General features: G+C 34.3%; 16 protein-coding genes. 5 read left to right on the top strand and 11 right to left on the bottom strand.

The annotated features are described in order from the left end of the window. The first annotated feature begins 70 nt into the window (after positions 1 to 70). Positions 71 to 532, top strand: coding sequence for an Lrp/AsnC family transcriptional regulator (locus tag V6246_RS06275; RefSeq protein WP_042497467.1), 462 nt, complete (start codon positions 71 to 73; stop codon positions 530 to 532). Between the two features lie 81 nt (positions 533 to 613). On the opposite strand, the gene V6246_RS06280 is transcribed toward V6246_RS06275, so the two are convergent. The 10 genes from V6246_RS06280 to trxB form a co-directional block, all read right to left on the bottom strand. Continuing rightward, entirely contained in the window at positions 614 to 1,438 is an 825-nt protein-coding gene (locus tag V6246_RS06280; protein WP_341559645.1) for a universal stress protein, read from the bottom strand. Between the two features lie 9 nt (positions 1,439 to 1,447). Next, positions 1,448 to 1,837 (bottom strand): hypothetical protein, encoded by a 390-nt coding sequence (locus V6246_RS06285; protein WP_341559646.1) that lies wholly within the window; start codon positions 1,835 to 1,837, stop codon positions 1,448 to 1,450. A 31-nt stretch (positions 1,838 to 1,868) separates the two neighbouring features. Beyond that, positions 1,869 to 2,273 carry a hypothetical protein gene (locus V6246_RS06290; protein ID WP_074939144.1) on the bottom strand — a complete coding sequence of 135 codons (405 nt, stop codon included), beginning with the start codon at positions 2,271 to 2,273 and terminating at the stop codon, positions 1,869 to 1,871. Positions 2,274 to 2,286: 13 nt separating this feature from the next. Continuing rightward, positions 2,287 to 2,706: a GreA/GreB family elongation factor gene (locus tag V6246_RS06295; protein WP_341559647.1), complete on the bottom strand. Its 420-nt coding sequence runs from the start codon at positions 2,704 to 2,706 to the stop codon at positions 2,287 to 2,289. Positions 2,707 to 2,731: 25 nt separating this feature from the next. Beyond that, complete coding sequence (locus V6246_RS06300; RefSeq protein WP_341559648.1) at positions 2,732 to 4,033, bottom strand: Glu/Leu/Phe/Val family dehydrogenase; 1,302 nt, start codon at positions 4,031 to 4,033, stop codon at positions 2,732 to 2,734. Positions 4,034 to 4,060: 27 nt separating this feature from the next. Then, on the bottom strand, positions 4,061 to 4,423 hold the full coding sequence (locus V6246_RS06305) for a hypothetical protein (protein ID WP_282147680.1): 363 nt from the start codon (positions 4,421 to 4,423) through the stop codon (positions 4,061 to 4,063). Between the two features lie 80 nt (positions 4,424 to 4,503). After that, positions 4,504 to 4,836 carry a hypothetical protein gene (locus V6246_RS06310; protein ID WP_341559649.1) on the bottom strand — a complete coding sequence of 111 codons (333 nt, stop codon included), beginning with the start codon at positions 4,834 to 4,836 and terminating at the stop codon, positions 4,504 to 4,506. A gap of 39 nt (positions 4,837 to 4,875) precedes the next feature. Then, the gene (locus V6246_RS06315; protein WP_341559650.1) at positions 4,876 to 6,204 is read right to left on the bottom strand and encodes a sigma-54-dependent transcriptional regulator; all 1,329 of its coding nucleotides are present in this window, start codon (positions 6,202 to 6,204) and stop codon (positions 4,876 to 4,878) included. Positions 6,205 to 6,207: 3 nt separating this feature from the next. Continuing rightward, positions 6,208 to 7,302 carry a sensor histidine kinase gene (locus V6246_RS06320; protein WP_341559651.1) on the bottom strand — a complete coding sequence of 365 codons (1,095 nt, stop codon included), beginning with the start codon at positions 7,300 to 7,302 and terminating at the stop codon, positions 6,208 to 6,210. A gap of 258 nt (positions 7,303 to 7,560) precedes the next feature. Then, complete coding sequence (trxB, locus tag V6246_RS06325; RefSeq protein WP_074939123.1) at positions 7,561 to 8,541, bottom strand: thioredoxin-disulfide reductase; 981 nt, start codon at positions 8,539 to 8,541, stop codon at positions 7,561 to 7,563. A gap of 340 nt (positions 8,542 to 8,881) precedes the next feature. Here trxB and V6246_RS06330 point away from each other — a divergent pair, with 340 nt between their 5' ends. The 4 genes from V6246_RS06330 (at position 8,882) to V6246_RS06345 (ending at position 12,671) form a co-directional block, all read left to right on the top strand. Beyond that, on the top strand, positions 8,882 to 9,754 hold the full coding sequence (locus V6246_RS06330; protein WP_042502974.1) for an AraC family transcriptional regulator: 873 nt from the start codon (positions 8,882 to 8,884) through the stop codon (positions 9,752 to 9,754). Positions 9,755 to 9,926: 172 nt separating this feature from the next. Beyond that, positions 9,927 to 10,664, top strand: coding sequence for a (Fe-S)-binding protein (locus tag V6246_RS06335; RefSeq protein ID WP_341559652.1), 738 nt, complete (start codon positions 9,927 to 9,929; stop codon positions 10,662 to 10,664). A gap of 36 nt (positions 10,665 to 10,700) precedes the next feature. Next, positions 10,701 to 12,080 (top strand): lactate utilization protein B, encoded by a 1,380-nt coding sequence (locus V6246_RS06340; RefSeq protein WP_341559653.1) that lies wholly within the window; start codon positions 10,701 to 10,703, stop codon positions 12,078 to 12,080. A gap of 3 nt (positions 12,081 to 12,083) precedes the next feature. After that, positions 12,084 to 12,671 carry a LutC/YkgG family protein gene (locus tag V6246_RS06345; RefSeq protein ID WP_341559654.1) on the top strand — a complete coding sequence of 196 codons (588 nt, stop codon included), beginning with the start codon at positions 12,084 to 12,086 and terminating at the stop codon, positions 12,669 to 12,671. Between the two features lie 63 nt (positions 12,672 to 12,734). Here the strand turns inward: V6246_RS06345 and V6246_RS06350 are convergent, their stop codons facing one another. Next, positions 12,735 to 12,959 (bottom strand): hypothetical protein, encoded by a 225-nt coding sequence (locus V6246_RS06350; protein WP_042502979.1) that lies wholly within the window; start codon positions 12,957 to 12,959, stop codon positions 12,735 to 12,737. Positions 12,960 to 13,036 lie beyond the last annotated feature (77 nt).

A 13,036-nucleotide genomic window follows, 5' to 3' on the forward strand; every position in this document is an offset into this window, starting at 1 on the left:
AAAACAACACCATATTATTAACTAAATCAACTCCTTTTAATCTTTTTAAACAGTAAAATTATCTGCACAAATGGAAAAATTAGACGACGTAGACCTTCATATTTTAAGAATTTTACAAAAAGATTCTAAAAAAACAACTAAAGAAATTGCCAAAATACTCAATTTAACAGCCTCACCAGTTTACGAGCGTATTAGACGTTTAGAAAACAAAGGTTATATAAAAAAGTACGTTGCCTTACTTAACAAAACACATTTAAACAAAGCTGTGACAGCGGTGTGTATGGTTTCTCTTCGTTACCACAACGAAGGTTTTATAGAAAAGTTTGAAAGCCAAATAAAAGCTCTAAAAGAAGTGCAAGAGTGCTACCATATGGCTGGGAAAGTTGATTTTTTCCTAAAGATAAACCTTGAAAGTCTTACCGATTATCATGAATTTGTTCGGCTTAAACTTTCTAAAATTGAAAACATTGGTGTACTAGAAAGTTATTTTGTTTTAAAAGAAATACACTCTACTACAGAGTTTTACATTTAAAAAACTGATTTACAAAAAAGATAAAGCCTTTGATTATCTCAAAGGCTCTACCAACAACTTAACTAAAAAATTAACATCAAACTACTGATGTATAGTTAAAACTGGGTTGTTATGAAGTTTCTCTAAAGTTGAAATAACTCTAGATTTACACAACCCAATTTTTCGGAGTAGATCTGGTTTCTTGTCTACCACACACATAATGCTACTTAAATGAGAAATAGCATAAGTTTTTAAATTATCAGATTTTGCTGTAAACTCTAAGGCCACAGTTTTGTCCGTTTGATTTTCTAAATGATTACACAGTAATTTTATATGTCTACTAGTTTCATCTGGCATGTCTTTCTCGTTTGTGAGAGCTAAGACAGTAATGATGAAATTGGTGTTTTTAAAGATTTCTAAAAAGCTATCAATTTCATTGGTTCTTACTTCTTCAGTAAAATTTGATGCTATAGCTAAATTTATTTTTTTGTTCATAGAAGCATACGGTGGAACAATTAAAACGGGGCAGGTTCTAATTTTACCAACAATAGATTCTATGTTTTTACTAATTTTAGCATTGCCTTTTAGCACAATTAAATCGACATCGATACTTTCTATATGTTTTTCCATAGCCTTTACCAGACTTAAACCTTCGGAAATCACATGATACTCGTGCTTTTCATTATTTTTATTTACAGCGTACTCATCGAGTAAATCTCCCAAGTGCTGTAAAGATTCTTCTTTAGGTTTTTCAAACCATTCATCATCGGCCTGCAACATTTCAATAGCGCTTAAACCACCTGTTCCGTAATTATAAACATTAAGAAAGTAAAACGCACAGGCTTCATTTTTAAAGAGCTCTGTAATGTAATCTATAGCTTTATAGCTACTTGTAGAGAAATCTGTGGGAATTAAAATCTTTTTCATGTTTTCTAATTATTTAAGTTTGTATCGCATTAACAATTTATAAATATGCGTTTCAAAAGCTGTACATTCCTGTAAAAGGAGTTTGTATTGTTCTCGCTTTTTTTCGTGCAATTTCGATCTTACTTCATTGTACTCTGTTTTACCGTATTCAAATTCAATTTTTAAATCTTGGCTATACTTGCAAAAAGTAGCCATAACCAAAACATTATTTCGTCGGAGTGCTTTAATTAGATTTTCAACCGATGGACTTTTAATAAGCCGTTTTTCTAAAACACTAAAGCAATCTAATTTGTTATTAAACTGCTCGAGTGTATAGAGCCAAAGATTTAATTCTTTTAAATCTTTTTGAATGCAAAGTCGCCTTTGATTATCTATTCTATGTAATAAAATATGGTCCAAAAAATTATATAAATTAAGTACTATTACCCGTTTACAAAGTTAGTTTGGCTTGTATTACACTATATACCTCATCTTTCAATCTTCGGTATTTATCAATATGGTAGAGGTAAGTTCTTCTATAACTTTCATGTTCTGTTATGTACACCATATCGCATTGCATATCATCACACTCAATTAAATTAGAGCGTAATAGCACATACTTATTAAGTGCATTTAGCAAAATTTGATTTTCTGCTTGCTTTTTAGAAAGCTTATTTAAAACCCCATCCTCTTCCACGGTTTGGCTTATTGCACTATATATGCCAGTTAAATTATCCAATTCTTTTTGAATGTATTTAATATGGCTTATCCAATTATCGAGTTCTGTGGTGTTGATTTTATGTGTAATATCAACATCAGAATCATGGTCGTAAATTTCTAAATATTCTGTTTTCATTTTTAAAGATTTTTTAAATTACTAGATTCAAACCTTTAACGGTTTCTTCCTGATTTACATGGGCTATTTTTAAATGATGCCTTCCTCCCGGAAAATCCCAAATAATAGTATCGCCTTCTGCATAACCAATTAACGCAGCACCCATAGGCGCTAAAATTGAAACTTTATTCTTGTTTACATCCCTTTCGGTTGGAATCACCAATTGCAATGTTTTTTCTATGCCATTCTCAAAAATTAAAGTCGCCTTACTATTAAAGCGAATAATGTCGCTTGGCATTTTTTCATTATCCACTATTTGAGCTTCCTTAAGCTCTTCACTTAGTTTTTGCAAAGACTTTTGAATTTCAAAATCTCCGGCATAACCAGACACATTAAGTATACGCTTTAAATACACGTATTCTCTTTTCTCTAATATTAGGCTTCCGTATTTCATTTTTATTCTGTTTTATCAATTCTATTTATGGAAATATCCCTCTTAACACATAGGCTTTTTCTATGCGTTCTATGGCAATACAGTAAGCGGCTGTGCGCATATCCATAGATTCTTTTATAGAATACTCATAAACTTTATTAAACGATTCTTTTAATTTTTTATCAAGTTTTGCAACCACCTCATCTAACTGCCAAAGCTCGCCGTTTCGGTTTTGTAACCATTCAAAATAACTTCCAATAACACCACCAGAATTACATAAAATATCGGGTATTATGGTTACGCCATTTTCAACTAAAATTTGTTCACCTTCTACATTTATCGGTCCGTTTGCACCTTCTGCAATAAGGGTCGCTTTAATATCGTGCGCATTATCTTTTGTAATTTGATTACCCAATGCCGCAGGAATTAAAATATCGCAATCTATTCCGAAAAAGGTGTCATTCGAAGTATCATTAGCTATTGGGAAACCAACAATGCTCCCTGCGTTAGATTTTGTATAATTAAACAGGCTTTCAACGTCAATCCCTTTTTCGTTTTCAATACTACCAAACGCATCTTGCACAGCAACAAGTACAGCGCCTTCTTTTTCTAAAAAATAAGATGCCCAGTACCCAACATTACCAAAACCTTGCACTATAAACTTTTTATTTTCTAGGTTGATTTTATTTTTGTCGGCCCAAAACTTAATGGTTAAAAACACACCATAACCCGTTGCGCGATCTCTGCCTTCCAAGCCTCCGCTTCCTGCAGGCTTACCTGTTACTACGTGTAAATTAGCCGAACGTTCTGCTGGCGGACGCGTACTCATGTACGTATCTGAAATCCATGCCATCGTCTGGCTATTCGTATTCACATCTGGTGCAGGAATATCGTGTTCTGGCCCAATGTTATCGGCTAAAGCAAAGGTGAAACGCCTTGTAATACGCTCTAATTCTGAGGTAGAATATTTAGAAGGGTCTATTTGAATACCGCCTTTACCTCCACCATAAGGCAAACCAGCCAAAGAGGTTTTCCACGTCATCCACATCGCCAATGCTCTTGCGGCATCAATATCAACTGTTGGATGATAACGCAAGCCACCTTTATAAGGTCCTAACGCATTATTATGCTGTACGCGATATCCTGTAAATATTTCTACTTCGCCATTATCCATCTTAACCGGAAAATGCACAATAATTTCGTTATTGGTTATGCTCAGTATTTTACGAATATTAGGATGTAAATTAATTATATCAGCAGCATGATTAAACTGATTCATGACGTTCTCCATCATGCCTTTTAACGGTTTCTTATGTGCTTTTTTATTTAATTCTGCTACTTCTACCATTACCTTAAATTTTAATGAGATTAGGTACTATATTTTAATTTCGTTAGCTTCTATTGCTTTTTCTAAACTTATAGAAACGTTGGATACTGTATTAAAAAAACGTCGACCATCCTTACGCTTTACGCTAATTCTAGTATCACCTTCTTTAAGCATTTTTACTTCTGTTACAACAACTTCTTCTCCTAAAGCGCTTTTATAATCTGCAACGCCATTTCTTTTAATGATGAAATTTGCACGCGGAAACTTAATGTGTTTGTATTTACTTGTTGAAGGATTTCCGATTTCAATAACATCGCCTACTTTTAAAGTTGCCGATTTATTTACATCATCTTGAGCATTAATGCTTAAACTTCCTAAAACTATAAAACTTGCTAATACATACTTTTTCATGGATACTTACTTTTAAAATTAAAACTATTTAAATTCTTTTTTTGGATATTCTGTTTTTATCAATTACTAACAACACCAACTTAAGCCAGCGTCATTAAAGATTTTTTACTTCTATTTTTATCTATTCGATTTGCTAATGAAAAACTCGGTTCTAAGGCTTCTTCTTCGTACTCGCTACAAGACCAAACTTTATCTTTTTGAGACGTTAACACACATGTTTTACAATGCACACAACTCGGGCAGATATTAAATTGATTGACACTCATTTCTATTACATTTAGTATTCTTAAACCATAAAAGGCAACGTTTGTGCCATTTGGAATTACGTAACACTTAGAAACACCAAAACCCTTTACAAATAAAGGGTTTTGGTGATATTTCGATAAAAGACTTATATTTTTTAACTGGTACAAAATTACCCAGTCGGGAGAAAATGCCTCAGTAAAAAGGCCTTATTCTGATAGTTTTTGACGAATGGTTTTTCTATCTATTTGAAGAATTTCTGCGGCCTTCGTTTTATTATTACCTGTGGCACGCAATACTTTTTCTATATATTTTTTTTCAATAACTTTTAGCGGTTCCAAGCTGGTATCACTAAACTCTAAAGTGTATTTTAAATGCTCTGGCAAATGCGCCACATCTATAATTTTGTCGCACATAATTACAGCGCGCTGAACAACGTTTTCTAATTCTCTAATATTCCCTGGCCAATTATAGCGGTTTAAAATAGCCAAAGCTTCGGGTGTTATTTTTATAAATCGATCTTTATATTCTACGCCATATTTAAACAGAAATTTATCGACTAAAACCGGAATATCCTCTTTGCGTTCTCGCAGTGGCGCTACATGTATTTCTACAACGGTTAATCTGTAAAACAAATCTTCTCGAAAGGTTTGTTTCTGGATCATATCGCGCAAATCGCTATTGGTTGCCGCAATAATTCGAATATCAATTTTTTCGGGCTTTTGTGCACCAACTTTAATCACTTCCTTTTCTTGCAACACACGCAATAAACGCAATTGCACAGCTAAAGGCGCATTACCTATTTCATCTAAAAAAATAGTACCACCATTTGCAGCCTGAAAAAAGCCATCTCTATTTGTATCGGCACCTGTAAATGCACCTTTTACGTAACCAAATAATTCGGCTTCCAATAAATTTTCGGGTATAGCACCGCAGTTAACCACAATAAATGGCGCTCTAGCAAATTTACCTTGGTAATGTATCGCACGTGCTACAAGTTCTTTTCCAGTACCACTTTCTCCGTTAATAAAAACAGTGGCTTTGTTATCTTTAATACGTTCAATAATTTGAATAACATCCTGTATTTTTTCAGAATTACCAATAATTTCACCGTAAGGTTTATTTTTTTCTTCGGAAAGCTTAATCGTTTTTTGATTGTTTTCCTTAGAAATGGCCAACGATTTATTAACCGCATTTTGAAGTTCCTCTCTCGTGAATGGTTTCGTTAAATAATCAACAACACGAGATTTTATAAACGACAGCGAATCTTGAACCGAAGGATAACCTGTAACGACTAATTTTGGCAATTTAGGATAATGCTCGGAAACAAATTTGATGAGTTCTGCCCCATCAATTTCAGGCATTTTTAAATCTGTAATTAGCAAATCTATTTTAGTATCGCGCAAAATAGTAACCGCTTCTTTTACAGAAACCGCTTTGTAGGTATGATAATTCCATGACTGCAAATGCCTTTGCAAGAGCTCTAGAATATCAACATCATCGTCTACAATTAATATGTTTTCTTTACGTAATAGCATGCCTTAGTTTTTTGGTAAAGTAATTGTAAATATAGCACCTTTACGTGTTCTATTTTCTGCTTTTATGATGCCTTTATGAGATGCCACAATACCATGCACCACGCTTAACCCAAGACCAGAACCATCTTCCATAGGTTTTGTGGTAAAAAATGGTTGAAATACTTTTTCTAAAGCTTCGGGTGTAAAGCCAGAACCTTCATCTAGAATTTTTAGAATAATATCGGTTTCTGTTTGCAAAGCTTCCATGGTTACCAATCCATCTTTTGGCGAGAAGTAAATAGCATTCATCAATAAATTGAATATTATTTGAGTCAGTTGAATAGGATCTGCTTTTAGCCACAGCGTTTCATCTTCAATTTTTACTACATATTTAACCTGTTCTTTTCTAAAAGAAGCATCGAGTAAATCGATAGCGCTTTTAATAATAGGCACGAGATTAACACGTTTCATTTCTTGAGGCATTTCGCAAGCAAAAAACATTAATTTCTTTAAAACCTCTCTAGAAAAAATGGCATTATCTATAATTTTATTTAAATCGCCCGATATTTTTTTATCGTCTTCAAAATCAGATTTCAGTAATTCGGCAAAGCCTAAAATATTGGCTAATGGTGTATTGAGTTCGTGAGCAATTCCTGCTGTTATTTCACCAAGAATCCCTAATCGATCCGCATGTTCCATGCGCTTTTTTAAAGCGGCTTCACTGTTTTGAATTTCAATACGCTCCAACAAATCGCCAACTTTTAAAGCGACATTATCTAACAAGAGTTGTTCTTCATTTAAAAAATCGTCCACCTTAAAAGAATCTGCATTTAAGCTACAAACAATATGGCCTTTAACCACATTAAAAATTTTGATTTCAGATTGAATTGAAACCGCATCTTCAGGGTCTGTTCCGGTATGTATCGCTAAACGATTCACCTCAATACGGATGCCTATTTTCTTAGGATATAAAAATGCTTTTTGCAGGCTATTAGCAATAGCCTCTAAAGTGGCTTCAATATGTTCAGGATCGGCATTACTAATGCTCGACGACACCTCATAAAGGCAGGTAAGCTCTTTAATACGTTCTTTTAATGCCTTATCGGTTACTTTGCTCATCGCTACTTTTTTCTTTAGAAAACCTTTGTAATTCTCCTTATTTACAAAATTTATTTTAATCTATTAAAATACAAAATTTAAAACCCATTGTAAAATAATATCGCCCTGAAATTTGCTTTAATTATTTCACTTTAATCAAAATTATTAAAATGAATTTTCAACCAAAAGAACAAACTCCTAGCCACACTTTTAAACAAAAAAAAGACCGCTTTTTCAAGCAGTCTTTTCTTCATATTAAAAAAATATTTTATAATACTCTTAGTTATAGTTTGAAGTGCTTACCTCAAAAGAAGAGTCTTTAGCAGCTAAATAACGTTCTGCATCTAAAGCAGCCATACATCCTGTACCTGCAGCTGTAACAGCTTGGCGGTATACGTGATCTGCAGCATCTCCACAAACAAATACGCCTTCAACATTTGTTAAAGCACGACCTGGTACATTTTTAATGTATCCTGTTTCGTCCATATCAATAAAGCCTTTAAATATATCTGTATTTGGTTTATGCCCAATAGCTACAAAAAATCCTGTAGCAGGAATATCTTGAGTTTCTTTCGTTTTATTATTTGAAACTCTTACTCCTGTAACAACTTGACCGTCACCTAAAACTTCTTCTGTTTCCGTATTGAATAAAATTTCAATATTTTCTGTATTTTTAACACGAGTAGCCATTATTTTAGACGCTCTAAATTCGTCTCTACGCACTAACATGGTAACTTTTTTACAAAGTTTAGATAAATAGTGAGCTTCTTCACAAGCAGAATCTCCTGCTCCTACAATAACAACCTCATGGTTTCTATAGAAAAAGCCGTCGCAAACTGCACAAGCAGAAACACCACCACCTAGTTTTAAATATTTTTGTTCAGATTCTATACCTAGATATTTAGCAGAAGCTCCTGTTGAAATAATTACAGTATCACAGTGAATTTCTTTAGTATCATTTACCCAAACTTTATGTACATCACCAGAGAAATCAACTTTAGTAATCCAACCATCACGCACATCAGTTTCAAAACGTTCTGCTTGTTTTTGTAATTCCATCATCATTTGAGGTCCTGTAACTCCTTCTGGATAACCTGGAAAATTCTCAACTTCATTGGTTGTAGTTAATTGTCCGCCTGGCTGTATTCCTTGATATAACACCGGATTCATGTTAGCTCTAGCTGCATAAATTGCTGCTGTATAACCTGCAGGTCCTGACCCTATAATTAAGCATTTTAATTTTTCAATTGTATCAGACATAATTGCTATTAAATTTTGATTAAGACCAATTTAACTATGAAATTGGTATAACAAAAGTAGAATTTTTGATTGAATCCTTACATAGAAGTTATCAACAGTTTTTATAATGCAATAGTTAGTTACTATAAAACAGCTTATGGCGTTATCTTTAAAAAGGTATTGATAAACCGGATACATTTTTAATTATTATCAACAATTGGCCTATTTAACGGCACATTAACCAAACTTTGGTTTCTGCTTAAAATCACAATTAACAAAACAATAGCAATATTATTTTTGCCGGATTAAACCTTTTTCGTTATTTTATGTCTATTAACCACCACCTATACTAACTTTAATAATGAAACTGCACCTTTTAGATCGTAGTAACCTCACCAATAGTTCGTTTACCACTAAAATTAACGAATATCCTTATTTTTTAAAAATATGGCATTACCATCCCGAGCTAGAGCTTGTAGTGGTTTTAAAGAGTGAAGGCACCTGCTTTATTGGCGATAGTGTAGAAAAGTTTGGTATTGGCGATGTGGTACTTATTGGTAAAAACTTGCCACACATGTGGTTAAATGACGACGGGTATTTCGAGCAAACCTCGGAGCAAACAGCCAAAGCGATTGCTATTCATTTTAAAGAAAATTATTTAGGACCTAAGTTTTTCGAAACGCCCGAAATGATTCATATTTTAGAATTATTTAAACGGGCCAGTTACGGGCTTAAGTTTTTAAATGTTAACAAAAAACTGATTAACAGTATTAAAAGCATGCTAGAACTGGAAGGTTTTGAAAAAACCATGGCCTTTTTACATATTCTACACGCTCTAGCTAAGCATACCGATACTAAAAAATTATCGAGCCAAGGCTTTATAAACTCCTTTAATTCCTCTAAAAGTGATACCCAAGATAATGTGCAGGCTTATATTTTTAAAAATTTCAACTTAGATATTTCACTCAATAAAGCTGCCGAAATTGCACACATGAATCCTTCGGCCTTTAGCCGCTACTTTAAGCGTGTTAACAAAAAAACGTTTTCTAGATACGTTACCGAAATCCGTATTGGCTATGCTTGTAAGTTACTATTAGAGAACAGATTCAATATTTCAAAAATTTGTTACGAGTCTGGTTTTAATAACATTTCTAACTTTAACAGGCAGTTTAAAATCGTGATGAATTACACACCTTCGGAGTATTTGGAGAAGCACAAAACAAAGCACGATTAATTGCATTTTTTAAGTTAAGAATCAATACAAGGCAAAAAAAGTATCACACACGATCAAAAATTAGGCAGACTGGTATACTATTTCCTTCTAATTTTGTCCTGCGCTGTAAAACGGTTTTAAAACTTCATTTTAAACCATTTTAGAAGCCCAAGTCATTTAAATTAGAAATTTTATGAAAGTAGGTTTATTTATTCCTTGTTACATCAATCAACTCTATCCGCAAGTTGGTAAAGCAACTTTAGAACTTTTAGAAAAACTAAAGGTTGATGTTGCTTATCCGTCGGGGCAAACCTGTTGCGGACAACCCATGGCCAATTCGGGTTACGAGTACGAATCGGTTGGTGCTTGCAATAATTTTGTAGATAATTTTAAAGACTTCGATTACATTGTTACGCCTTCTGGAAGTTGTGCGTATCATGTAAAAAAACATTACAATATTATTCCACAAACCGACGATGTTACTAAGGTTAGAAACAATGTTTACGAGTTGTGCGACTTCATATTAAATATTTTAAAAATTAAAGATTTAGGCGCATCATTCCCCTTTAAGGTTGGTGTACATAAAAGCTGCCACGGTTTACGAGGCCTACGTTTAGGTTCTTGCTCGGAAGTGGTAGGACCGCGTTTTTCTTACATTGAAGAATTACTACAAGAAGTAAAAGGCGTAGAATTAATGCCTGTAAAACGAAGTGACGAATGTTGCGGATTTGGTGGCACATTTGCCGTTACCGAAGAGGCCATTTCTGTAAAAATGGGGAAAGATAAAATTAAAGATCATTTAGAAAGTGGTGTTGAAGTTATGACGGCCACCGACACCTCCTGTTTAATGCATTTAGAAGGTTTGGTTAACCGAAACCAACAGCCTTTAAAAATCTTGCATATTGCCGAAATTTTAAACAGTAGTCTTTAATTTTAACCGCCAACAGGTGTTGTAAAACAAAACATTATGAGTCATCCAAAACTAGCTAGCATATTTAATAAAGACGAAAAAAAAGTCGATTGGCATGATAAAGCCTTGTGGTTTGTGCGCCATAAACGCGACAAATCTGTACACCATGTGCAAGGTTGGGAAGAGCTAAGAAATTTAGGGCATGGCATTAAAGCGCACATGCTTTCTAATCTCGATATTTACTTACGTGAGTTTGAAGCCAATGCTAACAAAAACGGTGTAGAAGTACACTGGGCAGCCAATGCCGAAGAGCACAACCAAATAGTACATAAAATTTTAAAAGATAACAACGCTCAAAAAGTTGTAAAAAGTAAGTCGATGCTAACTGAAGAATGCCATTTAAATCCACATTTGGAAGCCGATGGTATAGAAGTTATCGATACCGATTTAGGTGAACGCATTGTGCAATTGGCCAAAGAGCCGCCTAGTCATATTGTATTGCCAGCCATACATAAAAACAAACATGAGGTAGACGAGTTGTTTCAAGAACATTTAGGCACTAAACCTTGTGATGGCGATCCGCAATATTTAACTGGAGAAGCGAGAAAACATTTAAGACAAAAATTTATTGAAGCCGATGCTGCAATTACCGGTGTAAATTTCGCCATTGCAGAAACTGGAGGCTTTGTAGTTTGTACCAACGAAGGTAATGCCGATATGGGCGCACATTTAGCACCCGTACATATTGCCTGCATGGGTGTCGAGAAAATAATACCAAAGCAAGAACATTTAGGTGTGTTTTTACGCTTATTAGCAAGGTCGGCTACTGGACAACCGGTAACCACTTATTCATCGCACTTTAAAAAGCCTAGCGATGGCAGAAAAATGCACATTGTAATTGTAGACAACGGCAGATCGGAGCAATTAAGTCGTCCGGATTTTAGAGCCTCTTTACACTGTATTCGTTGTGGTGCTTGTATGAATACTTGCCCAATTTACAGACGTAGTGGTGGCCATAGTTACGACGCTACAATACCAGGACCAATTGGTTCTATTCTATCGCCAGGTAAAGATTTAACAAAACACAGCAGCTTACCCTTTGCCTCTACCCTTTGCGGATCTTGTTCGGATGTGTGTCCGGTGAAAATCGACATCCATGCGCAACTTTATAAATGGCGACAAATTATTACTAAAGAAACGCCACAGCCTTTTATAAAAAAGAAATCTATGCAAGTTATGGGAAGCATTTTTGCTAAACCTAAACAATTTGAAAAGGTTGGAAAAATTGCACGTTGGAGTTTAAGAACCTTACCAAAAGCGGTAATAAATTCTAAACCCAATGCCTGGGGAAAAGCCCGTGATTTACCAACAGGTCCAAAAGAAAGTTTTGATGATTGGTACAAAAAAAGAGAAGAAAATAAAGGTAAAAACAACTAAGCTATGAGCAGTAGAGATAAAATATTAAGCCGAATAGAAGCTAATAAACCAGACGTTCTAGCGTTACCAAATATCGATTTATCGCTTTTTGATGAAGGTTTAGACTTAGTACAGGAGTTTACCAAGAAAGCTGAAGTTGTTGGCGCTAACGTTATCGATATGGTGTCTAAAGATGTTGTTGCACAGGTTGAAAACTTGTTTCCGGATGCTAAAATTAAATATTCGGCTATAGAGAACACCAGTGCTTTTAACACTATAGATTTAGCAAACATTGAAAAACCACAAGATTTAGAAGATTTAGATATTTTAATTATTGAAAGTGAATTGGCTGTAGCCGAAAACGGATCGGTTTGGGTAACCGATAAACAATTACCTATGCGTGTTTTACCGTTTATTACAAAACACCTCGTTATTGTAACCAGTAAAGACAATATTGTGCCTTACATGCACCAAGCATACCACAAAATAAATGCTGGCGATGCTAACGATTTTGGAGTATTTATTGCTGGGCCATCTAAAACCGCCGATATTGAGCAATCGCTTGTTATTGGCGCACATGGCGCTTTAAGTTTAACTTTATTATTGAAATAAAATAAAAAAAGCTCAAAAGAAAATATCTTTTGAGCTTTTTAAAATATACCTTTTACCAAGTTACTATCTTGGTTTGTAAATAGCGCCTGTTGCAAAATCTACTATTACGCTAGGTGCAAAAATGATAATATCGGCTATTAAGGCCACAACTCTTATTTGGCGTTGTTGTTCGCCTCCAGCTGGTTTTCTTTTTTGAGATGCCGTTACAGGGCCTCCAAATAGGGTGGCACAACTAGACATCATAATCGCTACTAATACTAAAGCTACTGCATTTTTCATTTTCTTCATCGTGAGAATTATTAGAGTGTTAAACAAACAATTTAAGCAATATTTACTTAAAAGCAAATTTTTAAAACATGAACTCT

This window comes from Algibacter sp. TI.3.09 (genome assembly GCF_038154905.1).
Taxonomy (GTDB): Bacteria; Bacteroidota; Bacteroidia; order Flavobacteriales; family Flavobacteriaceae; genus Algibacter.